Source organism: Streptomyces camponoticapitis (genome assembly GCF_014646115.1).
In the GTDB taxonomy this organism is placed as follows: domain Bacteria; phylum Actinomycetota; class Actinomycetes; order Streptomycetales; family Streptomycetaceae; genus Streptomyces; species Streptomyces camponoticapitis.
Window position 1 is genome coordinate 199322 of sequence record NZ_BMMV01000002.1, and the last position, 23573, is coordinate 222894.

General features: G+C 70.6%; 21 protein-coding genes. 13 read left to right on the forward strand and 8 right to left on the reverse strand.

Annotated features, from left to right (window positions below):
* Positions 1–115: 115 nt before the first annotated feature.
* The 4 genes from IEY79_RS03540 (at position 116) to IEY79_RS03555 (ending at position 4060) form a co-directional block, all read left to right on the forward strand.
* A complete protein-coding gene (locus tag IEY79_RS03540; protein WP_373292467.1) occupies positions 116–1456 on the forward strand; it encodes an RICIN domain-containing protein in 1341 nt (446 codons plus the stop codon).
* A 202-nt stretch (positions 1457–1658) separates the two neighbouring features.
* Positions 1659–2459, forward strand: a complete 801-nt coding sequence (locus IEY79_RS03545) for an SDR family NAD(P)-dependent oxidoreductase (protein WP_229700596.1) — start codon at positions 1659–1661, stop codon at positions 2457–2459.
* 46 nt (positions 2460–2505) lie between these two features.
* Positions 2506–3009, forward strand: a complete 504-nt coding sequence (locus IEY79_RS03550) for a 2,4'-dihydroxyacetophenone dioxygenase family protein (protein ID WP_189105789.1) — start codon at positions 2506–2508, stop codon at positions 3007–3009.
* Between the two features lie 82 nt (positions 3010–3091).
* Positions 3092–4060 (forward strand): LysR family transcriptional regulator, encoded by a 969-nt coding sequence (locus tag IEY79_RS03555; RefSeq protein WP_189105790.1) that lies wholly within the window; start codon positions 3092–3094, stop codon positions 4058–4060.
* 84 nt (positions 4061–4144) lie between these two features.
* Here the strand turns inward: IEY79_RS03555 and IEY79_RS03560 are convergent, their stop codons facing one another.
* Positions 4145–5077 (reverse strand): LysR family transcriptional regulator, encoded by a 933-nt coding sequence (locus IEY79_RS03560; RefSeq protein ID WP_189105791.1) that lies wholly within the window; start codon positions 5075–5077, stop codon positions 4145–4147.
* 236 nt (positions 5078–5313) lie between these two features.
* Between IEY79_RS03560 and IEY79_RS03565 the strand changes: the two genes are divergently transcribed.
* From IEY79_RS03565 to groL, 5 genes are all read left to right on the forward strand, one after another.
* Entirely contained in the window at positions 5314–6654 is a 1341-nt protein-coding gene (locus IEY79_RS03565) for an MFS transporter (protein ID WP_189105792.1), read from the forward strand.
* A 115-nt stretch (positions 6655–6769) separates the two neighbouring features.
* Positions 6770–7426, forward strand: a complete 657-nt coding sequence (locus IEY79_RS03570; RefSeq protein WP_189105793.1) for an RraA family protein — start codon at positions 6770–6772, stop codon at positions 7424–7426.
* A 4-nt stretch (positions 7427–7430) separates the two neighbouring features.
* Positions 7431–8381: a sugar kinase gene (locus IEY79_RS03575; RefSeq protein ID WP_189105794.1), complete on the forward strand. Its 951-nt coding sequence runs from the start codon at positions 7431–7433 to the stop codon at positions 8379–8381.
* Between the two features lie 77 nt (positions 8382–8458).
* Entirely contained in the window at positions 8459–9718 is a 1260-nt protein-coding gene (locus IEY79_RS03580; RefSeq protein WP_229700597.1) for a mannonate dehydratase, read from the forward strand.
* Positions 9711–11351 (forward strand): chaperonin GroEL, encoded by a 1641-nt coding sequence (gene groL / locus IEY79_RS03585; RefSeq protein ID WP_189105795.1) that lies wholly within the window; start codon positions 9711–9713, stop codon positions 11349–11351. The genes IEY79_RS03580 and groL overlap by 8 nt, the downstream gene beginning before the upstream one ends.
* Positions 11352–11460: 109 nt before the next feature.
* On the opposite strand, the gene IEY79_RS03590 is transcribed toward groL, so the two are convergent.
* The 5 genes from IEY79_RS03590 to IEY79_RS03610 form a co-directional block, all read right to left on the reverse strand.
* Positions 11461–12804, reverse strand: coding sequence for an amidohydrolase/deacetylase family metallohydrolase (locus tag IEY79_RS03590; protein ID WP_189105796.1), 1344 nt, complete (start codon positions 12802–12804; stop codon positions 11461–11463).
* A 79-nt stretch (positions 12805–12883) separates the two neighbouring features.
* Complete coding sequence (locus IEY79_RS03595; protein ID WP_189105797.1) at positions 12884–13354, reverse strand: RidA family protein; 471 nt, start codon at positions 13352–13354, stop codon at positions 12884–12886.
* A gap of 144 nt (positions 13355–13498) precedes the next feature.
* Positions 13499–15046, reverse strand: coding sequence for an aminotransferase class V-fold PLP-dependent enzyme (locus IEY79_RS03600; RefSeq protein WP_229700598.1), 1548 nt, complete (start codon positions 15044–15046; stop codon positions 13499–13501).
* Positions 15047–15363: 317 nt separating this feature from the next.
* Positions 15364–15852, reverse strand: coding sequence for a hypothetical protein (locus tag IEY79_RS03605; RefSeq protein ID WP_189105798.1), 489 nt, complete (start codon positions 15850–15852; stop codon positions 15364–15366).
* A 268-nt stretch (positions 15853–16120) separates the two neighbouring features.
* The gene (locus tag IEY79_RS03610) at positions 16121–16738 is read right to left on the reverse strand and encodes a DUF4352 domain-containing protein (protein ID WP_189105799.1); all 618 of its coding nucleotides are present in this window, start codon (positions 16736–16738) and stop codon (positions 16121–16123) included.
* A gap of 125 nt (positions 16739–16863) precedes the next feature.
* Between IEY79_RS03610 and IEY79_RS03615 the strand changes: the two genes are divergently transcribed.
* The 4 genes from IEY79_RS03615 to IEY79_RS03630 all read left to right on the forward strand — a co-directional run bounded on the left by IEY79_RS03615 (position 16864) and on the right by IEY79_RS03630 (position 19806).
* Positions 16864–17619: a VOC family protein gene (locus tag IEY79_RS03615; protein ID WP_189105800.1), complete on the forward strand. Its 756-nt coding sequence runs from the start codon at positions 16864–16866 to the stop codon at positions 17617–17619.
* Positions 17620–17748: 129 nt separating this feature from the next.
* Positions 17749–18111 (forward strand): VOC family protein, encoded by a 363-nt coding sequence (locus IEY79_RS03620; RefSeq protein WP_189105801.1) that lies wholly within the window; start codon positions 17749–17751, stop codon positions 18109–18111.
* A gap of 83 nt (positions 18112–18194) precedes the next feature.
* The gene (locus tag IEY79_RS03625) at positions 18195–19178 is read left to right on the forward strand and encodes an aldo/keto reductase (protein ID WP_189105802.1); all 984 of its coding nucleotides are present in this window, start codon (positions 18195–18197) and stop codon (positions 19176–19178) included.
* Positions 19179–19254: 76 nt separating this feature from the next.
* Entirely contained in the window at positions 19255–19806 is a 552-nt protein-coding gene (locus IEY79_RS03630) for a GNAT family N-acetyltransferase (RefSeq protein ID WP_189105803.1), read from the forward strand.
* Here IEY79_RS03630 and IEY79_RS03635 read toward each other — a convergent pair.
* Positions 19796–21061: an SGNH/GDSL hydrolase family protein gene (locus IEY79_RS03635; protein WP_189105804.1), complete on the reverse strand. Its 1266-nt coding sequence runs from the start codon at positions 21059–21061 to the stop codon at positions 19796–19798. The genes IEY79_RS03630 and IEY79_RS03635 overlap by 11 nt on opposite strands.
* On the reverse strand, positions 21058–23502 hold the full coding sequence (locus IEY79_RS03640) for a glycosyl hydrolase family 95 catalytic domain-containing protein (protein ID WP_229700599.1): 2445 nt from the start codon (positions 23500–23502) through the stop codon (positions 21058–21060). The genes IEY79_RS03635 and IEY79_RS03640 overlap by 4 nt, the downstream gene beginning before the upstream one ends.
* Between the last annotated feature and the right edge of the window lie 71 nt (positions 23503–23573).

Here is a 23573-nt window from a genome sequence, read left to right on the forward strand (position 1 = left end):
CGGCGAACCGGCCCACCGGGCACACCCGGTGGCCCCCCTCCGAAGTGGACGGTGACCTCGCATGACTGCCTCGTTCAAGCCCTGGAAGCACCTCAGACCCCTGGCTCTGCTGGCCATGCCCCTGGTGGCCGTCGCCTCGACCATGACCGTGACACCGGCGACCGCGGCCCCCGCGGCCGTCGGCACCATCACCGGCCTCGGCGGCAAGTGCGTGGACGTGGCGGGCGCGAGCTCCGCCAACGGCGCCGCCGTCCAGCTCTACGACTGCAACGGCAGCGGCGCCCAGCAGTGGGACGTCGCCTCCGACGGCACGATCCGCGCGCTGGGCAAGTGCCTGGACGTCAAGGACGGCGGCACGGCGAACGGTTCCGTCCTCCAGCTCTGGTCGTGCACCGGCGCCGCCAACCAGAAGTGGACCGTCTCCGCGGCCCGCGACATCGTCAACACCCAGGCGAACAAGTGCCTGGACGTCACCGGCAACAGCTCGGCCAACGGCACCAGGCTCCAGCTGTGGACCTGCACCGGCGCCGCCAACCAGAAGTGGACCGCGCCCTCCGGCGGCGGCGGGAACCCCGACCCGGGCGGCGCGCCCATGGCCGTCGCGCCGTACATCTATAACGGCTGGGGCAGCCCGCCCAACCCCGCCACCGTCCAGAACGCCACCGGCGTCAAGTGGTTCACCCTCGCCTTCGTCCTCAGCAACGGCTACTGCAACCCGCAGTGGGACGGCGGCCGGCCGCTGACCGGGGGAGTGGACCAGCAGACCATCAACACCGTGCGCGCGGGCGGCGGCGACGTCATCCCGTCCTTCGGCGGCTGGAGCGGCAACAAGCTGGAGAGCTCCTGCGGCAGCGCGGGTGAGCTGGCCGCCGCGTACCAGAAGGTCATCAACGCGTACGGCCTGAAGGCGATCGACATCGACATCGAGGCCGCCGCGTACGACAGCCCCACCGTCCAGCAGCGCACCGTCGACGCGCTGAAGACGATCCGGGCCAACAACCCCGGCATCAAGATCTACATCACGTTCGGCACCGGCCAGAACGGCCCCGACACCAGCCTGATCAACCGCGCGGCCTCCTCCGGTCTCACGGTCGACAGCTGGACGATCATGCCGTTCAACTTCGGCGGCAACGGCCAGAACATGGGCACGCTGTCCGTCCGCGCCGCCGAGGGCCTGAAGACCGCCGTCAAGAACGCCTACGGCTACGGCGACGACGAGGCCTACCGCAAGACCGGCATCTCGTCGATGAACGGCGTCACGGACGTCGGCGAGACCATCACCGTCGCCGACTTCCGTACGATCCTCGCCTACGCGCAGCAGCGTCACCTCGCCCGGCTGACCTTCTGGTCGGTCAACCGTGACCGGCCGTGCACCGGTGGCGGCGCCGACACCTGCTCCGGCGTGGGCCAGGCGGCGTGGGACTTCACCCGCGTACTGGCGCAGTACCGAGGCTGACCCGGCCGCCGGCACCCCGCTCCGCGCACCCGCCCCGGACACCGATCACCCCGGTGTCCGGGGCGGTTCGCGTCCCCGGCCGGCCGGAGCACCCCGTAATCGAATGGGGGTCATCCTCCTCCCGCATGATCGAAGGCCCCGCACCCCCAAGGCTGTTGGAATCGGGTCCGTAGCGTCGTGTTTCCGTGCGGAGGGAATGGCAGTGAGCGAGGAGCACCTTGCGGAACCCGTCGACGACGACGGAAAGCGCGACGGGGAACACGACGCGTCGCGCGCGGCGGCCGGGCCCGCGCCGGCCGGGGACCGCCGCACGGTCGTCGTCACCGGCGGCACCAGCGGTATCGGCGCGGCCGTGGCCGAGCGCTTCGCCGCCGACGGCGCCCGCGTCATCGCCGCCGGACTCGACGCGGACGGCGCGGCCGGGAGGCTGCCCGACTCGGTCCGCCGTGTCGAGATGGACCTGACCCACGACGGTGAACTCGAAGACCTCCTCGGCGGAATCGAGCGGCTCGACGTCCTCGTCAACGCGGCGGGTGTGATCTCCCGGGGCCGCGAGTACGAGCCCGAGGTCTTCGCCCATGTCGTCGACGTCAACCTCACCGGCACCATGCGCGCCTGCGTCGCCTCGCACGACCAACTGCGCCGCTCGGGCGGCTGCATCGTCAACGTCGCCTCCATGCTGAGCTTCTTCGGCGGCCCCCGGGTGCCCGCCTACACGGCCAGCAAGGGCGGCATCACGCAGCTCACCAAGGCCCTCGCCGTCGCCTGGGCCGGGGACGGCATCCGTGTGAACGCGGTGGCGCCGGGATGGATCCGTACGGCCCTGACGGCGGACCTGCGGGCCGACGACGAGGTGGCCCGGCGCATCATCGGGCGCACCCCGCTGGGGCGTTGGGGCGAACCGGCCGACGTGGCCGGCGCCGTGACCTTCCTCTGCGGCGAGGACGCGCGCTTCGTCACCGGAGCCGTACTCCCCGTGGACGGTGGATACCTCGCCGCCTGAACTCCCAGGCACCCCCCGGACTTTCCACCCTCAGGAGGAGAGAACCATGACCGAACCGCAAGGCCCCGTCATCCCCGTGTCCACCGTGGTCCCGGAGGAGATCGCCGTCGCGGCGCTGCCCGACGACGACCGGATCTGGGTGCCACAGGCTCCCGACGTCTGGTTCCGGCCGCTGATGTTCAACACCGTCACCGGCCAGTGGTGCAATCTGCTCAAGGTCACGGCGGCGGGGATCGTTTCACGCCACCGCCACCCCGGAGTCGTCTTCGGCTACGTCATCAAGGGCAAGTGGCACTACCACGAGCACGACTGGGTCGCCGAGGCCGGACACTTCGTCTACGAGCCCCCGGGCGAGATCCACACGCTGGCCGTGCCGGAGGACTGCGACGAGATGATCACGTTCTTCAACATCACGGGAGCGATGGCCTACGTCGACGACAACGGGGTCCAGACCGGCTACGAGGACACCTTCACAAAGATCGACATGTGTCGTGCCCACTACACGGAAAATGGCCTCGGCGCCGACTACGTGAATCGGTTCATTCGCTGAAGAAACCCTCCATACCCCCCGTGACCTGCGAGGTAGGCTCCCTGATCTAGGTGAAGACCTAGGGATCGGAGACGGGGACTCAATGGACATCGGGAGCGTCTACCACTACCGGATCGACTGGATCGCCAGCTTCGTGGCCGTGGCCCACCACGGCGGATTCTCCGCCGCGGCGAAGGCCCTCTACCGCTCACAACCCAGGGTCAGCAGCCATGTCGCGGAGCTGGAACGGCTCCTCGGCACCCGTCTGCTCGACCGCTCCGTGCAGCCCGCGGTCCTCACTCCGGAGGGCCGCGGGCTGCTTCCGCACGCCGAGGAGATCCTGCGCAGGCTCAATGTCCTGGCCGATCTCACCGGAGGGACGATTTCCGGACAGGTCAGGCTCGGAGCGTACCCGAGCGCCGCCTCGTACCTCTATCCGCTGGCCGTACGCGCCCTGCGGATCAGCCACCCCCAGGTACGGCTCGTGCTGCGCGAGGGGCCCAGCGTCGCGCTCGGCACCGATCTCGTCAGCGGCGACCTCGACCTCGCGATACGCCCACTCCATCCGCTCGTCAACTCCGACCTGGTCGCCAGCCGGGTGCTCTGGCGCGAGCCCCTCGTCGCCGTCTTCCGCGCCGACCATCCGCTCGCGCGCACCGGCTCCGTACGACTCGCGCAGACCGCGATGCTCCCGGTGATCAGCATCGGCGAGAGCGGCGAGGGCCAGGCCCGCCAGTACGAGACCAACCTCGCCTTCGCCAACGCCGGACTCAACCCGGTCATCGCGGCCCAGACGAACCAGCCCCAGACCCTGATCTCCCTCGTACGCCACGGACTTGGCGTCGGCATCACCAACAGCCTCGCCATGACGACGGCGAACACCGAGGGCGTGGCGCTGGTCCCCATCTCCGACCCGCAGTGCGAGCGCGCCGTCGCCGCCTGGTGGCGCGCCGGCCCGGTCGTCTCACCCGCCGTCGAGGCCGTGCGCGAGGTCATCGGGAGACTGCCCATGCCGCAGTGGCCGTGGGGCGAGGAGGCCGGCTGCGAACGGACCGCGAGAGCGGGCCGGTGAAATGCCGGCCGGCCCGCTTCCGGTTATTCGTTCTCCGAATGCCCCGCCCTCGATATACGAATTGACCGGCGAGGTCCGAACGGATTACGTCAGGCGTTGAGTTCCGGGCGGAATCGGTGCTTCGAGGATTTCCCTCAACAGCGTACGCGCCGCCGGAATCAGCGGCCGATTGGCATCCCAGTGCACCGCCACCCGGCGCCCGCACGGGGAGTCGAGACGCCGGATCGTCACGTCCCTGGTGTCCGCCGTCGACACCGCGAGATGGTTGGTGACCCCCACCCCGAGCCGGCTGCGGACGAGCGAGACGAGCGTCTGCGGCTGGTTCGTCGCCTGTACGGCCTCCGGCTCGAAACCCTGCTCGCGGAAGACCTTGTACGTCTCGAAACCGGGCACGTCCGGTGAGCCGAGCCGCCCGATGGTGATCAGCGGATACGCCGCGACGGCCGAGACCGGAAGCGGATCCGGCAGCTCGTCCAGCGGGTGCCCGAGCGGCAGGACGACCGAGAGGGACTCCTGCCAGAGCGCCCGCAGCCGCACCGTGTCACCGACCGGCGGAGCCATGGGCCGCAGGTAGATGTCTATTTCGCCGTGCGACAGCGCCGAGTCGAGCTCCAGCGTCGACCGCTCGACGAGCACCACCTTGATGGACGGCCGGCTCACCGCGAGATGCTCCAGCAGACTCGGCACGAACGCGGCGCTGGCACTCGGATAGCTCCCCAGCGTCACGACACCCCGGGCCGAGTCGCGGCGGGTGGCCATCGCCTCCTCCGCCGTCCCCAGCCGGTACAGGATCGCGCGGGCGTGACCGGCGAGCACCTCACCCGCCTCCGTCAGCCGCACCGGCCGCTTGCTCCGGTCGAAGAGCGGCACACCGGCCTCCCGCTCCAGCGCTGCCACATGCATGCTCACCCGCGGCTGGGAGCGGTGAACGGCCTCGGCAGCGGCACTGAAACTCCCCGTGTCGATGACACCGAGGAATGAGACAAACCATTCGAGACGAACTTCTGGTCGCAGCATGCCCCTTGCTGTACGCGAGCCGACAGCGGGCAACAAGGTCCGTCGACCGAAGCGAATGAGACGCAATCCGTTTTCCGAATACCCGTATGTGCAACTCGCCCTTCACGCCGGGGACAACGGGCTCATACGCTCACGCCACTACCGGGATCGACCAGGAGCCCCCACCTCCCGCCCCGGCGACCGATGACTCCTGCCACTGCTCACGTGCAAGGACGACGCACGTTCGAGGAGCATTCATGACCGTATCCCCACCCGTCCCGGGCACACCGGCGGGACGTGTCAGATGGACCATGATCTGGCTGGCCTTCGGGGCCGTCACGATCAACTACATGGACCGCGCCAATCTCGGTGTGGCACTGCCCTACATCACCAAGGACCTGGACATATCCAAGACCGCGACCGGGCTGCTGCTCGGCGCGTTCTTCTGGACGTACGCGGCGTTCCTGCCCGGCGCCGGCTGGCTGGTCGACCGCTACGGCCCGCGCCGGATGATGGCCTTCGCCGTCGCCGCCTGGTCCATCGCGACCATGCTCGTCGGCGCGGTCACCGGATTCCTTGTCCTCCTGCTCGTACGTCTGGTGCTCGGAGCCGTCGAGTCGCCCGCGTACCCGTCCAGTTCACAGATCGTGTCGCGCTGGTTCCCGGTGCGCGAGCGCGGGATGGCCGCCTCGATCTTCGACAGCGGGGGCCGGGCCGGCACCGCCTTCGCGCTGCCCATCACCACCGTGGTGATCGCCTGGCTCGGCTGGCGCGGCTCGTTCGTCGCCGCCGGAGTCGTCGGACTCTGCTTCACCGCCTTCTGGCTGAGGTTCTACCGGGACCCCGACGAGCACCCCAAGCTCAGCGCCGAGGAGCGCGCCTACATCCGGGCGGGCGGCGCCAACGAATGGGACCCCACCGTCAAGGCCATGCCGTGGAGGGAACTGTTCCGCTACCGCACCGTGTGGGGCATGGTCCTGGGCTTCTTCTGCCTGTCCTTCGTGCTGTACTTCTTCATCACCTGGTTCCCGTCGTACCTGGTGGACGAGCGGGACTTCGACCTGCTGAAGCTCGGCTTCTTCGGCATGATCCCGGCTCTGGTGTCGATGCCCGCGCAGTGGGCCGGCGGCTGGGTCCAGACCCGGCTGATCAACCAGGGCCGCAGCGTCACCTACGCACGCAAGTTCCCCATCGTCATCGGGATGATCCTCTCCTCGGTGATCGTTCTCGCCGGCGTCGTCGACAGCGCCTACCTCGCGCTCGCGCTGCTGGCCGTCTCCCAGGCGTCGCTCTGCTTCGCCGCGTCCAGCCTGTGGGCGCTGCCCGTGGACGTCGCGCCCACCCCGGCCAACGTCGGTTCGCTCGCCGGTATCCAGGGCTTCGCCTCCAACGCGGCCGGCGCGCTCAGCCCGGTGGTCGTGGGTGTCCTGCTCGACGCCTTCGGCGGCTCGTACTTCGTTCCGCTCGCCGTGGCCGGTGGCATGTCGCTCCTCGGCGCCCTCGTGTACGGCGTCGTCATGAAGTACGTGGTGCCGCTGGGCTCCGAGCCGGAGACGGCGGTCAAGGGCGTGCCCACCGCGCCGAAGAGCCCGGCCTGACCCGTCGGACAGTCCGACCGGCCCGCGGCGGCGCCGGCGGCGTCTGCCCTGCCCCCGCACCTGTTCCCCCGGAACCCGTGATCCCGGAACCCGGGAAAAAGACTGGAGAACCCCTATGACCAGCTACTCCGAGGCGACCCTTGAGGCCTACAGGTCCCTTGCCACCGCGTCGGTCGCCGACGCCGTCGAACAGCACGGCGTCCGCGGCTATCTCGAAGGAGCTGTCCACCAGGTCGTACCGGGAGCGGGGACGCTGGCCGGACCGGCGGTCACGGTCCGGGAGGTGCCCGACACCGAGCTGGAACCGCCGGTGCACGCGCTGGCCGCCATCGACGAGTCCCCGGCCGGCAGCATCGTGTGCATCGACGCGGGCGCCGCCGACGTCGCCGTCTGGGGCGGGCTGATGACGGCGGGCGCCGTCGCCAGGAAGCTGGCGGGCTGCGTCCTCGACGGCGGGGTGCGCGATGTCACCGAGATCCGCAGGGACTTCCCCGACTTCCCGGTGTACGCCCGCCACGCCGTGCCCGCCACCACCCTCGGGCGCTACCGCACCGTCTCGCTCAACGAGCCCGTCGTACTCGGCGGAGTGACCGTACGCCCCGGGGACCTCATCGTCGCCGACCGCGACGGTGTCGTGCGCGTACCGAGGGACCTCGTCGGCGAAGTCCTCGCCACCGCCCAGGACATCGAGAACCGGGAGAAGGAACAGACCGCGCTGATCCTGTCGTCGGGATCACTGCGCGACGGCCTCGCCAAGTACAACCGGATCTGACGCGATGCCCGGCACCGGCCCCTCCGTGCTCTCCATGGGGGAGCCCCTGCTCGAATTCAACGCCGCCGCCGAAGGAGCGCTGGAGAGCTCCACCGCCTTCCACATCGGCTTCGGCGGCGACACCTCCAACATGGCGATCGCGGCCCGCCGTTCGGGCGCGAGCACCGGCTACATCACCCGCGTCGGCGACGACGCCTTCGGCCAGGCGCTGGCCGAGCTGTGGCGCCGGGAGGGCGTCGACACCACCCATGTCGTCGCCGAACCCGGCGGCGCGACCGGCATCTACTTCATCACCCGGCACGGCGACGGGAAGCACGCCTTCACCTACCGCCGCGCCGGGTCACCCGCGAGCCGCCTGACTCCCGAGGACGTTCCGGAGCAGGCGGTCGCCGCCGCCCGGCTGCTGCACATCAGCGGCATCACCCAGGCGATCGGCCCCTCCGCCTGCGACGCGGCCTTCCACGCCATGGAGACCGCCCGCGCGCACTCCACACTCGTCTCGTACGACCCCAACCACCGCCCCGCCCTGTGGCCGGTTGCCCGCGCCCGCGCGATCGTGATGCGCAGCGCCGAGCTGGCCGACATCGTCCTGCCCAATCTGGACGAGGGCCGCCTCCTCACCGGGGCGCACGAACCCGCGGACGTGCTGGCGGAGTTCGCGGCGCGCGGCCCGGCGATCGTCGCCCTGAAGATGGGCGCCGACGGCGTGCTGCTCGGCGAGGAGGGCCGCACCACCCATGTGCCGGCCCACCGGGTCGTACCCACGGACGCGACCGGCGCCGGCGACACCTTCGACGGGGCCTTCGCCGCGCGGCTGCTGGACGGGGACTCCCCGCTGGAGGCGGCGCGCTACGCGGTGGTCGCGGCGGCGCTCACCACGACCGGCCAGGGCGCGGTGGGACCCATCCCGGACCGGGAGGCCGTACACCGCCACGCCGGTCAGCTCCGGGCCTGACGCTCCGCGCGACGGACCCCGGCCCACCACACCCTTCCGCGCACCGCCATCGCTCAGCACCCTCCTACGGAAAGGCCGTGAACGTGCAGGACGGACAGCACCAATCGAGTTCGCGACGAACCTTCCTCAAACACTCGTCGTCGGCCGCCGCGCTCTCGGCCGCGGCCCTGGCTTCCGGCGCCGGCGTCGCCGGTGCCGCCGGACCCGGGGGCAGTACCCCCGGAGGCCGCGGCCACGCCGCGCCCCTGCCCTCGCTCCGCTGGCCGCAGGAGGTCACGGAGAGCGCCGACACCCCCAGGCTGTGCCAGTGGTTCTCCCGCGACCCCGCCGAGGAGACCGTACGGCGCTGGCGCCAGGCCGGGGTCAACGGCGCCCTGATCACCGACGTCCCCGAGGCGCCCTGGCAGACGGCGGAACTCACCGCCGACCGTGAACGGCTCGAAGCCCAGGGCCTGCATGTCACCGCCTACCTGATCAGCGCGCCCGACAGCGTGGTACGCGGCCAGGACGGGCGCGACCAGGCCATCGAGGACATCAAGGCCTCCCTGCGCGCCGCCGGCGAGGCGGGCATCCCCGTCGTCGAGTACAACTGGTACGTCCACCGTCTGATGGAGGGCTACTACGAGGAGCTCGACACCGGCGACCGGATCGGCGCCGGCTACACCGCCTTCGACGCCGACCGCGAGGTCGACGGCGTCAAGGTCAGGGACCTGCCCCGCCCCGAGGGCGTCCCCGCCTTCACCCGCGAGGAACTCTGGGAGAACTACGAGCACTTCCTGCGCGAGGTCGTCCCGGTCGCCGAGGAGGCCGGGGTACGGATGGCGGTGCACCCCAACGACCCGCCGGCGCGGATCAGCCGCGGCAACCCGCAGATCATGGGCTCGGTCGCCGACTGGAAGCGGATGGTCGACACCGTCGACAGCCCGTCGAACGGCATGACCGTGCACAGCGGTGTCACCGCCGAGACCGGCTTCGACTCGGTCGAGTTCCTGCACTGGATGGGCCGCAAGGACCGCATCAACCACATCCACTACCGCAACGTCCGCGTCGACGAGCCGCGCGTGAAGTACGCCGAGGTCTTCCCCGACACCGGCGAGGTCGACATGTTCGGCTTCATGCGTGAACTGATCCGCCACGGCTACCACCGGGGCGTCCTGGCCGAACACCCCAGGGCCCTCGACTTCGACCGCGAGAACGGCTCGACCGAGAGCAACCAGTACAAGGACGTCGGCGGCGGCGGCCACGGCGGGGAGCTGTACGACACCGGGTACGCCAGGGCGATGATGCAGGCCGCCCTGCTGATGGAACGCGGCCGATTCGGCCCGCACGATGACTGAGCTGCTGTTCGGAGCGTCCGCACGCCGCGCCCTCGGGCGCGGCGTCGACGTCGTTGGGGACACCGTCGGCCTCACCCTGGGACCGCGCGGACGCACCGTCGTCCTCCCGCGCGCCCCCGGGCCGCCGGAGGCTACGGACGACGGCGCCGTCGTCGCGGGCGCGGCCGAGCCGGGCGACCCGTACGAGAACCTCGGCGCCCGGCTCGTCCGGGAGGTGGCCGCCAGGACCCGGCGCGACACCGGCGACGGCGCGAGCACCGCCGCGGTGCTGGCCCAGGCGATCGTCCGCGGCGGTCTGCGCGCGGTGGCCGCGGGCGCCTCGCCGGTGGCCGTGAAACGCGGCATCGACGCCGCGGCCCGCGCCGTGTCGGACAGTCTGCTCGCCGCCGCCACCCCCGTGGGCGACGAGCGGCGCACCGTGGCCGTGGCGTCCGCCGCGGCCCGGGACCCTGACCTCGGCCGGCTGGTCGCCGCCGCGTTCGGCAAGGTCGGCCCGGACGGGTCGATCTCGGTCGAACAGACCCACGCGCCCACGACGGAGCTGGAGTTCGCGGAAGGCCTGCGCTTCGACAAGGGCTTCCTCAGCCCCTTCATGGTGACCCACCCGGAGCGTATGGAGGCGGTGCTGGAGGACGCGTACGTCCTGCTGCACCCCGGCAGGATCATGACGCTCGCACCGCTGCTGCCCGTGCTGGAGCAGGTGGCGAGGACCGGCAGCCCCCTGCTCGTCGTCGCCGAGGAGGTGGGAGGCGAAGCGCTCTCCGCCCTCGTGATGAACAAGCTGCGGAGCACCCTGGTCTCCGCCGCCGTCCGCGCACCCGCGCTCGGGGAGCGACGGCGGGCCCGCCTCGAAGACCTGGCCGTGCTCACCGGCGGTCAGGTCGTCACCCCCGAGGCGGGCCTCGCGCTGGAGCACATCGGCCTCGCCGCACTGGGCCGCGCCACCCGGACCGTCGTGACCCGCGACACGACGACGGTCATCGGTGGCGGCGGTACGGCGGACGCCCTGGGCGAACACGTCAAGCGACTGCGCCACGAACGGGACACCGCCCGTGCCGACTGGGACCGCGAGGCCCTGGACGAACGGCTGGCCCGGCTGACCGGCGGTGTCTGCGTCATCCGCGTCGGCGCGCCCACCGAGACCCAACTGGCGGAACGCGCACGCCGGATCACCGGGGCGGTGGCCGCCACCCGCGCCGCACTCGCCGAAGGGCTGGTGACGGGCGGCGGTTCCGGGCTCCTGCACCACGCGCGGACCCTGGACAGTGACCTGGGCCTCGACGGGGACGAGCGCGCCGGGGCCCGGGCCGTACGTCTCGCGCTGGCCGAGCCGCTGCGCCGGATCGCGTCGAACGCGGGCGCCGACGGCCGGGTCGTGGCGGCCACGGTCGCCGCGCTCCCGGAGGGCGAGGGCTGGAACGCGCTCTCCGGGCGGTACGGACCGATGGCTGACGCGGGAGTGCTGGATCCCGTACGGGTCGTCCGTACGGCCCTGCTCAACGCGGCGTCCGTGGCCGGTCTCCTGCTCGTCTCCGAGGTGCTGGTCGTCGACCGCACCCCGCGCGACGACGGCGCCGTCAGCTGGCGGCGCCGGGGCCACGGCCATCATCACGGCGAGGGGGCCACGCACTGACGGTGCGTCGCGTCCCCTCTCCGCGCCGAGCCCGCAAGCACATGACACAACGGCAGCCGCTCCCGGCCGTGAAGGCCGGGAGCGGCTGCCGTTGTGTCGGGCGGTCCGGTTACGGGGCCGCGTGCTCCTCGTTGCTCTTGTCACCCACGGCGCCCGGCGTCCACGGGTTTGCCGTCCGGCCGTTGAGGTCCCACACGACCTCTCCCGCGCGCACCGTCAGCTCGGTGACCAGCTTCTCCTTGCCGTCGACCCGCAGGCCGAAGCTGTCCGCGTACCCGAACTCGCCCTTCTCCAGGTCGAAGACCGCGATGTCGGCCGGTGAGCCGACGGACAGGTTGCCGAGGTCCTTGCGGCCCAGCGCCTGTGCGGGCTTCCAGGTCGACTCCTCGATGACGTCGCTCAGGGGCTGACCCATCGTGAGGAACTTGGACATGACGTTGGACATGTCCTTCATGCCCGCGTTCATGCTGTCCGTGTGGAGGTCCGTGGAGATGCTGTCGGGCCAGAAGCCCTCCTTCTTGCCCTCCATGGCGACGTTCCAGTCGAAGCTCCCGCCGCCGTGGCCGACGTCGAAGAGGATGCCGCGGTCGCGGCCCGCCTGGAGGGCTGGGTTGAGCTTCCCGTCGTCACCGAGCTCGTGGCGCAGCCCGGAGTAGACGTGGGAGTAGATGTCGCCGGCGCGGAGCCTCTTGGTGAGCAGCTCCTCGATGCTCCGTTCCGGGCTGTCCGACCCGAAGTCGATCATCGCCGGCACACCGGCCATCTCGCCGGCCTTTATGGAGCGTTCGACCGGCTCCCAGGACGGGCCGTTGTAGTGGGCCGTCTTGATACCCCTGATGATCTCGGGGTACTTCTTGGCGACCTTGGCGGCCTTATCGGCACTCATGTTGCTGAGGTCCTGCTCCTTGTCACCGCCCGCCATGCCCTTGCCGACGATGTTCAGCATCGCCAGCACCCGGGTCTTGGACGTGTCGATGATGTTCTTCTTGAACAGTTCGAAGTTCTCGGCGCCGGACGAACCGGTGTCGAGCGCGGTGGTCACCCCGGCCCGGAAGGTGAACCCGTCCGGCGGCAGACCGAGAACACCGTCCGCGTAGGCGTCCTGCTCACCCCGGAACAGATGGGTGTGCATGTCGATGAAGCCGGGAGCCAGGTACTTGCCCTTGATGTCGATCGTCCGCTTGGCCCGGGACGGGTCGATCTTCGAGCCGACGGCGGCTATCTTGCCGTCCTTGACGGCGATGTCCATGACCTTGTCGCGGTCGTTCTTGGGGTCGACGACATGACCCCTCCGCAGCAGAAGGTCGTAGGTGACCGCGGTCGCCGAGGCGCCCGCGCCCGGTGCCGGGTCGTCCGAGGACGGGCCGTTGGCACTGCTGGCGGCCGACGCGCCTACCACGAGGGTGAGAACCGCGGGGAGTACGGCCCAGGGGGCCCGTGATCTCAAAGTCATGCCAACCCCAATTTCGTCCGGTGACGCGAAGTACGAGCGGTGGTGGTGCGAGTGGTGGCGGTACGAGCCGTGGTGAGGCTCATCGCACCGCGATGCAGTCGATCTCGACGAGGGAGTCCCCGGGGATACCGGCCTGCGCGGCGATCGTGGTGCGAACGCCGGGCTCGGGGCCGAAGCGGCCGAGGAAGACCGCGTTCATCCCGTCGTAGTCGTCGAGGGAGTTGAGATAGACGTTGACCTTGAGCACCCGGTCCATGGACGACCCGGCGGCTTCGAGGTACTTCTCCACCTCGTTGAGCACATGCTCGGTGTGGGAGGTGATGTCGCCCTCGAAGTGCGCGCCGATGCCCGAGATGAAGACCAGGTCGCCATAGCTGACGACGGGGCTGAACAGCGGGTTCTCCGGCGGCTCGCCGCCACCCGGGTAGTGGATCTCCTTCTCGGGCTTGGGGCGCTTGCGGTCCTCGGTGGCCTTGACGGCCAGTGCCGGGGTCGCGGCCACGGCCGCCACCACCGGAGCCTTGCGGATGAAGTCCCTGCGGTTCGTCACGCGTCCTCCTTCGTCCGTGCCCGCGCGCACGGGCGCGGGAACGGAGCGTCAATGGGATTGCTGCTGGGGAGAGTTGATCGAGGGGGGAGAGATCCCGGCCGAGGCCGGACCGGGGGGAACGGGGCCGGACCGGGAGCGCGGGGCTCAGCCGCCGCGCTCGGCCTTCCAGGTGGCCTTCAGATACTCGCCCATATTGAGATCGCCGCTCATCGAGTCGCCCTTGAGCGTCCCCGTGAACGTGAAGTCGAGTGCGTCGCCCGACGATTCGCTGAGCGTGCTGCGCACGGTCACCGTCTTGCCGCTGACCGACCCGGTCGCCTTCCTGGACACGTACTCACCGGTGTGGGTGCCGGTGATCTCGGCGCCGTCCTGGGTGAGCTCCAGCCGGTGGGCACTCGAACTGCCCGCCAGGTACTCGATGTCGAGCGTCCAGGTGCCGGTCGCGTCGACCGACGGCGGACGCGGCGCGGGGGGCGGCTCGGGCGGGTCGGTGAGTATCCGGACCAACGCGTCCGCGATGGTCTTCTCCTCGCCGGGCTGGAGCATGTACGGAGTGATCGACACACCCGTCCGCGAGGGGTCCTCGCCGCCGGACGCGTTCAGCGCGATCCGGGGCTCGGCCTCGTACAGGGTGTCCATCACGGTCTGGCCGGACACGCCGAGCTTCTTCTCGTTCCAGGTGATCTTGAGGGACGGCGTTCGGTTCGACAGGCTGTCCGGCTGTGTGACCTCCGTCTTCACACTGCCGATCGCGGAGACCCGGCGCGAGATGGACTTCAGCCAGGACTCCCACCGCGCGAACTCGGCGTCGTGGTCGCGCTGCACCCACATCTCGACGGCGGCCAGCATGCCCATGGCCTCTTCCTTGCCGACCTTGTAGCCGCGGCCGATGCCGTGGTGGGGCGCGCTGCTGACCCACGCGGCGCGTACGAGATCCTCGCGGCCGAGCAGCAGACCGGCGGACTGCGGACCGCGGATGGCCTTGCCGCCGCTGTAGGCGACCAGGTCCGCGCCGCGCTCCAGATGCACGTTGGGGATGGTCAGGATCTCGGCGGCGGCGTCGACCAGCACCGGTACGCCCTCGGGCCCGGCGATGCCGGCGACGACGTCCGTGGGGAGTTCGCTCTCGTCGACCCTCGGCCCCGCCATGATGTAGACCAGGGCGGTCTGCGGGCCGATGGCCTGCTTCAGCTCGTCGGGCGTCGACACCTCGACGACCTTCACCCCGACCGCGCTGACCGCGTTCTCATACACGTTGCGCGAGTGCGCCGGGATGATCACTTCGGTCTTCCGGAAGCCCGTCAGATCGGGCAGCCGCACATGCAGATCGGGGTTTCCGCCCGCGACACACGCCGTGGTGGCGTGCGTGAGCGCAGCATGACAACCGGAGGCCACCAGACCGTGCTCGGCCTGGGTGATCTCCGCCAGCCGCTTGCCCACCGCGTCGGCGAGTTCGTCGAGATGTACGTACTGTCTTGCCGCCGCGTCAATCGCGTCCCGCACCTCGGGCAGCATCAGCGAACCGCTGATGATCGTGTAGGTGCCGCGGGCGTTGATCAGCGGCCGTACGCCGATCCGTCCGTAGACGTCCTTCCTGGCCTTGCCGGCGGCTGCCGCCGTCCCGGTGGACTGCGCCAGAGCGTCGGTCGCGCCGCCGAGCAGGGGCCCCAGGGAGAGGGCACCGCCCGCCACCGCACTACGTTGCAGAATTGCACGACGGGAAAGAGCATTACTTGGCATTCCGGCTCCCGTGTCGCCTTGTGAGTCAATGTGCGGACCACGGTAAGGAGCCGGGAGGCAACTGTTAAGGGCGTCTTCCAGATGACAGTATTCGATTTCCGGATCGGTGTCTGACCTGCGGCTTCAAATAAAACAGGGTCGACCGTTGAACTATTTACCGCCGGTTTACGTATGGCATGGGGAGTACCCCGTATTGCGCTTGATGGAACTGCCTGTGACCGCGTGAACCCGCAATGCGCAAGGCGAAGAACACGGTGCGGCGGCCCGGCTCAGAGCGCCGGTTCCACTTCCAGGAAGCGCCGGCGGCGGGGGCCCCGGTAGAGCAGGGCCTCCCAGCCCAGCGGGCTCAGCACGGCGGCGCAGGCGGTCAGTTGGTGCTCCTCGTCCTGGGCGGCGCCGCTTCCGTGGGGGCCGAGCCACTCCACCCGTACCGTCCCCGGCCGTTCACCGGCGGCGACCCGGAATCCCGTGGCGGTACGCCGCCCTTCGCCGTCGACCGCGGAGGGCGTGATCCCGGCTGCCTCCAGGGTCAGGGCGATGGCGCGGACCGGCTGATTCCGCTCCCAGGCGGCCGGAACGGCGGCGGGATCGGGGGCCGTGGTGTTGGTCAGGCGGCGGATCTGCGACAGGCCGGCGAAGGCGACCCGGACCTCGGCCGCGCGGACCTCCGGTGGTACGGCCGACGGCGGACCGTCGCCGGTCGCGGCGGCGAATCCGCCCGGCCGTTCCGTGTCCGCCCCGTCCGCCCCAGCCGTCATGGCTGAACAGTAAAGGAGGCCCCGACCGGACGGGGGAGACCGGTCGGGGCCGTTCAGGCGGGGTGCGGACGGCGGTCGCCTCACGGCGGTAGGCTCCACAGGGCTTCAGCCGAACGATCTTCCCTGTGGGCATTTCTCAATGGGGCCCGGGGACACTGCTCCGTCCACACCCACACTGTTCACAACGGCGACCGGTCGCCGAATGTTCCCGCAATGTCTCGGTCGTCCCCTCAGCCCCGTGGGAGGGGCCGGCCCCGGGGCGGCAGCGTCACAGCGCCCAGTTCGCCGAGGCCGCCGACGTCCTCGTACGGCCGAACTCCAGCGCGGTCAGGACCGCGTCCGCCGGCAGGTCGAAGACGAGCCACCCGCGCGCCGTCCGGCCGGCGGCGAGCGGCACGGTCCAGGTCATCATCGGGCCCACCGTCAGATCGGCCGAGGCGGGCAGCGGCGCGTGCCGGTGGCCGCGTCCGTCCACGGCCGTGAAGCTGTGCGCGACGTCGTGTGCGTACGGCCGCGCCCCCGCGTTGCTCACCTCGGCGAGGACGGCGATCCACTTCCTGCCGTCCTCGGCGCGCGCCTGCCTCGCCCCACCCGCGCCGCTCTTCGAGCCGGCGGCGCCGGCGCCCGCGACCTGGGACGCCTCGTCGACGACGGCCGTCACCGCCAGGGCAAGCATCGCCTCGTCCGGGCCGTCGGGATGGTTCACGAGCACGGTGTCGCCCAGCAGCACGGCGGTCCGGGCGGGCCGGACCGTGCGAGTGCTCCGCCCGTCGTCGGATTCCGAGTCGTCCGGTGCGGATACGCAGCCGGTGAGGGTGCACGCGGCACCGACGGCGACGGCGAGAACCGTCCGACCGAGGGGCCCGCGCCTCGATGAGCGTGTCATGACCGAATGATGGAGCGCCCGATCGTGTACCCGGCGCTCATCCAGGGGTGTTTCTAGGACAAGTTCTGTCCTGGTCGGTGCCTACGTTGGAGACTTCGCCCCGGCGTCTCGCGAAGGAGCACATCATGACCGTTCTCAGCACCAATCAGCCCGAAGGCACGCCCACCTGGATCGAACTCAGGACCCCCGACCGCGAGGGCGCGCTCACCTTCTACCAGGCGCTCTTCGGCTGGGAGTACGAGCCGTACCCGAGCGGCGACGGCGACGGAACCGTCTGTCTGCTCCGCGGCCGTCCCGTCGCCGGGATCGTCCCGGACGCGGACCGGACCAGCGCGGTGTGGACCATGTACTTCGCCACCGACGACTGCGACGACACCGCCCGGCGCGTCACCGAGACGGGCGGCCGGCTGATCGAGGCGCCCGCGGACCTGGCCGACCATGCCCGGACGGCGGTCGCGCTGGACGCGGTCGGCGCCCGGTTCGGTCTGTGGCAGGGCCGCTCCCGGCTCGGCAGCGAGATCGTGAACGAGCCCGACTCGCTGGTCCGCAACGACCTGATCACCCCCGACCCCGAGCCCGCCCGCGCTTTCTACACCGCGCTGTTCGGCTTCACCCTGGACGGCAACGACGAAGTACCGGAGCTCGACTTCACCTTCCTGCGCCGCCCCGACGGGCACGAGATCGGCGGGATCATCGGCAGCCCCGATGTCCCCACCTCCGCCTGGGGCACGCTGTTCGCCGTGTCCGACGCCGATGCCGTGGCGGAGCGCGCCACCGCGTCCGGCGGGTCCTCCACCGAGCCCGAGGACACCCCGTACGCCCGCATGGCGACCGTCACCGATCCGGCGGGCGCGGTGTTCTCGGTGGGCAAGGCACCGTAGGGGTGGTGGTGGTCACATTCCGCCGACGACCGATGAGCCGCGGGCCCGCCGCCGGTCAGCAACGGGAAATCATTCGTGTGCCGGAGGCTCCCGCGGGGGAGCCGAGCGGCCGTCAGTAGGAGGAAACATATGTCCGGGACGATTCAGCCGATGGTCATCTCGCCCGCGATCGACCGGCTGCTGGCCTTCTACCAAGGACTGCTCGGCGCCGAGGAGACGTCGCGCACCCCCGACGAGGGGGCGCCGTTCTTCATCAATCTGCGGGTCGGCGACTCCGACCTCGGGCTCGTCTCGGACGCGGACGTCGACCTCGGCGCGCCGCAGCGGATGCTCCTGAGCGTCGCCGTCTCCGACGTGGACGAGCTGCTGCCACGCGTGGAGGATCTCGGCGGGCAGATGCTCGGGCCCGCCAACGACATGCCGTGGGGGCAGCGGGTCGCCCACATCAAGGACCCGGACGGCAACACCGTGAACCTCACGCAGCAGATCTGAGACCGCCCGCCGGCCCTCCGCCGCCCGTCCGGCCCCCCGCCCCTCCCGCCGAGCCGCGCGGGGGCCGACGTAGCATCGTCCGTATGGAGAAGCGCGTACTGGGCAGGACGGGCCGTGAGGCCTCCGTCGTAGGACTGGGCACATGGCAGATAGGCGCCGACTGGGGTGATGTCGCCGAGGCCGACGCCTTCGCCGTCCTCGACGCGGCGCTCGAATCGGGCGTGACCTTCTTCGACACGGCGGACGTGTACGGCGACGGCCGCAGCGAACAGCTCATCGGCCGGTTCCTGAAGAGCCGCCCGGACGCCGACGTGTTCGTCGCGACGAAGATGGGCCGCCGTGCCGAGCAGCGCCCCGAGAACTACAGCCTGGACAACTTCCGTACCTGGAACGACCGTTCACGCGCCAACCTCGGCGTGGACACTCTGGACCTGGTCCAGCTGCACTGCCCGCCCACCGCCGTCTACTCCACCGACGCCGTCTTCGACGCGCTCGACACCCTGGTCGCCGAGAAGCGGACGGCGGCCTACGCCGTGAGCGTGGAGACCTGCGCCGAGGCCCTGGCGGCCATCGCCAGGCCGGGCGTCGCCTCCGTACAGATCATCCTCAACCCCTTCCGGCTCAAGCCGCTCGAAGAGGTGCTGCCCGCCGCCCGTGAGGCCGGTGTCGGCATCATCGCGCGCGTCCCGCTCGCCTCCGGTCTGCTGTCCGGCAAGTACACGAAGGACACGGTCTTCGCCGCCGACGACCACCGCAGCTTCAACCGGCACGGCGAGGCGTTCGACCAGGGCGAGACCTTCTCCGGCATCGAGTACGCCACGGGCCTCGCGGCCGCCGCCGAGTTCTCCTCACTGGCCCCCGAGGGCGCCACCCCGGCCCAGACCGCGCTGCGCTGGATCATCCAGCAGCCCGGCGTCAGCAGCGTCATCCCCGGCGCCCGCTCCGTCGAGCAGACACGGTCGAATGCCGCGGCGGCCTCTCTCGCACCGCTCTCGGAGGCGACGCTGGACGCGGTGCGCGACCTGTACGACCGCCGAATCCGCGCGGAGATCCACCACCGCTGGTAGGCATGGCGGGACGGACCTCTGTGAGGGGCGCGGAAAAGCACGGAAATTCGAAACACTGATCCAATAGCGTGCTCTCATGGAGAAGACGCTGAACGGTGCTCGCGTTGTCCTGCGCCCCGCCGTCCCCGAAGACATCCCCCCGCTCGCCACCATCCGCGCCACGCCCGAGGTCTACGCGACGTGGCGCGGCGGTGACGACCTGCTCGCGGCGGTCACCGAGGACCTCGACGAGCCCGGCATCACCTCACTGGTGATCGAACTGGACGGCGCCACCGTGGGCGCCATCCAGTTCGGGTCCGAGGAGGACGCCGACTACCGGCACGCGAACATCGACATCTACCTCGATCCGGCCGCGCACGGCCGAGGGGTGGGCACCGACGCCGTACGGACCCTGGCCAGGCATCTGATCAGTGACCTCGGCCACCACCGCATCGTGATCGACCCGGCGGCCGACAACGCCGCGGCGATCAGGTGCTACAGCAAGGTCGGCTTCCGGCCCGTAGGGGTCATGCGGGAGTACGAGCGCGGTCCCGACGGGACCTGGCACGACGGACTGCTGATGGACCTCCTCGCGGCCGATCTCACCGACGCCGACCCCGACCCCGACCCCACCGACGTCACCGGCTGAGCGCGGGGGCGCGGTCGCACTCCAGGGACTTCAGGGCGACCGAGTCGGCCATCGCCTGCATGCCCTTGTCGTTGGGATGCAGATGGTCCCCGTTGTCGAACACGGGCAGGATCCGCTCCGCGTCGTACGGGCTGCGCACCACCTTGTCGAAGTCCACGACCGCGTCGACCTCCCCACTCGTGCGGATCCACTCGTTCACCTCGGCACGTACCGCCTCACCCTGGGGATCCCACTCCGACCAGCCCTTGAAAGGCATGACGGTGGCGCCGACGACACACAGACCAGCGGCGTGCGACCGGTCGATGATCTCGCGGTACCCCGCCGTCAGGGACGCGGCGGTGACGCCGGTGTGGGCCTTGATGTCGTTGACACCCTCGAACAGGAACACCGTCCGGACCCCGGGCAGCGACAGCACGTCACGGTCGAGCCGTTTGAGCGCGCTCTGCGCCGCCCCGTCCGCCAGGACCTGGTTGCCCGAGATCCCCGCGTTCGCCACCCCCTTCACGGTGCTGCCGGCGGAAGCGTGCAGCCGGCGGGCCAGGAAGTCGGGCCAGCGCAGATTCCTGTCGGTGGTGGACTGCCAGCCGTCCGTGATGGAGTCCCCGAGCGCCACGACGGCGCCCGCCCCGCGGTCCGCGTCCACGGTGACAGCGTCGAGGTAGAACCACGACCCCAGCCGCTCGGTGTACGCCTCGTCCCGCTCCCGCGCCGCGTGGTCCCCGCTCGTGGCGTACGACGTCGCGAGCGCCATCCCGTGCCCGGTGGCGGGCCCGCCCGCGTCGCGCACGTACAGGCTGACGGCCAGATCACTCATCGCCGCCACCCTGCCGGGCAGCGGGTCGCTGTAGCGGATCTCGCCCGGCGCGAGCGTCACGGACGCCGAGCCGTCGAAGCGGAGCTTCTTGTTGCTGCCGGGGCGCAGCCGGGCGCCGCTCTCGTGGAGCCCGGCGTACGCGCTGCCGATGACCAGGGGCCGGTCCCCGAACGCGTTGGAGACCCGGACACGAAGTGCCTTGCCGCCCACGCTCGTCCGTACGATCAGCCGGTAACTCCGGTCGCCGGCCGCCTCGCCCATCCGGTCCGCGCTCGCCGCCCAGGTGACGACGGACTTCGCGGGCGGGGGAGGAACGGCCGCCGTACCGGGGCCGGTGGCGGCCGTGGCGGACGGGATCCGCGCGGGCACGAGAAGGATCGAGGCGAGGGCGAGGACACCGAGCAGCCGGCGGGCCCCGGTACGGCGTACGGTCCCGCTCATCCGAAGTGCCGCAACGTGACGCTTCTTCCCGAACGCAGGTCCACATCGTGCGAGACACCGCCGGCCGCGACCTTCGTCCTGCGTCCGCCGACACTGCGGATCTTCGCCTCCCGGACCTTCCCGTCCCGCCAGCTCAGATCCACGACGAAACCGCCGCGCGCGCCGATGCCGGTGACCGAGCCGGAGCGTGCCCAGGCGTCGGGCAGCGCCGGAAGCAGCTCGATATGGCCCGGCCGTGAGTAGAGCAGCATCTCGATCATCGCGGCGGGAGTGCCGAAGTTGGACTCGATCTGGAAGATCCCGCGGCCCTTCTCGACCTCGTAGATGTCGAAGAGGTTCATCGCGGTGCCGTTGGTGCCGTCGACGGACGGCCGCAGATTGTTGACGACCAGCTCGTACGCGTTGTCCGCGTGCTTCAGCCGCGCCCAGCACAGGGCGCGCCAGGCGTTGGCCCAGCCGAAGCTCTCCATCCCACGCGCGGTGAGGAGTTCGGTCGCGCCCTTCACCAGCGCCGCGGGCGAGGCGTCGGGGCGGATCCGGTCACCGGGGAACAGGCTGATCAGCGGCGAGAGATGACGGTGCGTCGTCTCGCCGAGGTTGTCGGGGGACATCCACTCCTGGAGCCAGCCGGTCTTCGGGCTGACCTCCGGCATGTACAGCCGCTCCTGGAGCCCGGCCACGGTCTTCGCGAACTCGGCGTCCCTGCCGAGCAGTTCACAGGCCTCGCGGTAGTTGATGAACAGGTCGCGGACCACCTCCTGCGCGTAGGTGATGCCCTTCGCGTCCTGCGGGCCGTGCTCCGGTGACCAGTCGTTGTCGGCGACGAGCACTTCCCGGTCCTCGCCGGTCTCCGGGTCCTTGACCGTCATGGTCACCAGCCGGGTCTCCCAGAACTCGCAGGCCCCCTTGAGCATCGCGTAGATCTTCTTCACATGCCCGAGGTCCTGCGTGTACTGGTAGTGCTCCCACAGCGTGTTGCACAGCCACGCGTTGCCCGGAGGGTGCCACCACCAGCCGAGTCCGCCGTAGATGTTCGTCGAGTACGCCACGGTCCACCCGGCGACCTTGCCCGAGGAGTTGCGGAACCGGTTGCGCGGATCGTTGAAGTGGGCCTGGGTCAGCTCGGACCAGACCGGCAGCTGGGCGAGACAGTAGTCGGTGAACGCGTCGAAGTTGCGGGAGAGCGCCGTGCGGTCGGCCATCCAGTAGTTCATCTGGATGTTGATGTCGGTGTGGTAGTCGCCCATCCAGTCCGGGTCGTTGCCGTCCAGCCAGGGCCCCTGGAGGGCGACCGGCAGACCGTCCCGCGAGCTGCTGATCATCAGATAGCGGCCGAACTGGAGGTACAGCGCCTCAAGTTCGGGGTCGGGCACATCCTGCTGCGTACGGTGCTTGAGCCGCTCCCAGGTGTCGAGCGCCCGCTGCTCGCCCGTGGAGGGACCGAGCGAGATGCTCATCCCCTCGAACTGGTCCCGGTAGTCGGCGACATGGGTGTGCAGCAGTGTGGTGGCCGAGTGACGTACGGCGTCCCGGACCTTGGTCCTGGCGAGCGCGACCGGATCGAGATCCGGGTCGCGGTAGCCCGTGGTGGAGTCGGGGGCGTAGTTGGATCCACCGCTGATGACGACGGTCAGGTCGGCGCACCGGGTGAAGACGATCCGCGACCCGCTCGTGGTGACCGAACCGCTCCTGCTGCTCGCGGTGACGGCGGCGCCGTACCGCAGGCCGTTGGCGAACTCCGCGCCGAGGAAGAGGCTGTCGTTCCCGCCGTCCGCCGACGTCGTCTCGTCGTGGGTGCCCTCCAGCGAGATCGTGCCGGTGTAGTGGCCGCCGCCGCGCTGCGAGAAGTGGACGACGACCGCGTCGTCCGGGTGGCTGGCGAAGACGCGTCGCTCGTAGGTGACGCCCGAGCGGACGTAGCCCGAGGTGACCAGGCCCTGGTCGATGTCGAGTTCGCGGCGGTAGTCGTTGACCGTGCCCAGGTCGTGGTCCGGGATGTCGACCGCCACATGGGCCAGCTGGGTGAAGCTGCCGAAGTCGGCCCGCCCGTAAGGGAATTGGCCGTCCGGTTCCAGCACGTCGTTGATCCCGCCGGTCCACATCGTGGCGTCGGAGACGAAGAGCAGTTCATGCCCGGGGTCGTTGCCGACCAGAGCGCCGAGACGGCCGTTGCCGACCGGCAGGGCCCGTTCGAGCATCGTCTGCTCACCGGCGGGGGCGCGGTACCACATCCGGGTCGTCGAGCCCTCGCCCTCGGCGAGCATCGGGGAGGCCGTCGGGCGCTTCGCGGGAGCGGAGGCGGCGAAGGCGGGCAGTCCGCCGAGCGCGGTGAGCGTGGCGGCGCCGGCGGCGAGCGTGAGCGCGCGACGCCGGGTCGGGCTCGTGCCGGACGTCGGGCCGGTGCCGGACGGCGCCGGGTCGTGCGGGTGCTGGTCGTTCACGGGACAACTCCATTCCTGCGGAAGGGGAAGTACGTGGGACACATGCCGGGGGCGCGCCCGTGAGGACGCGC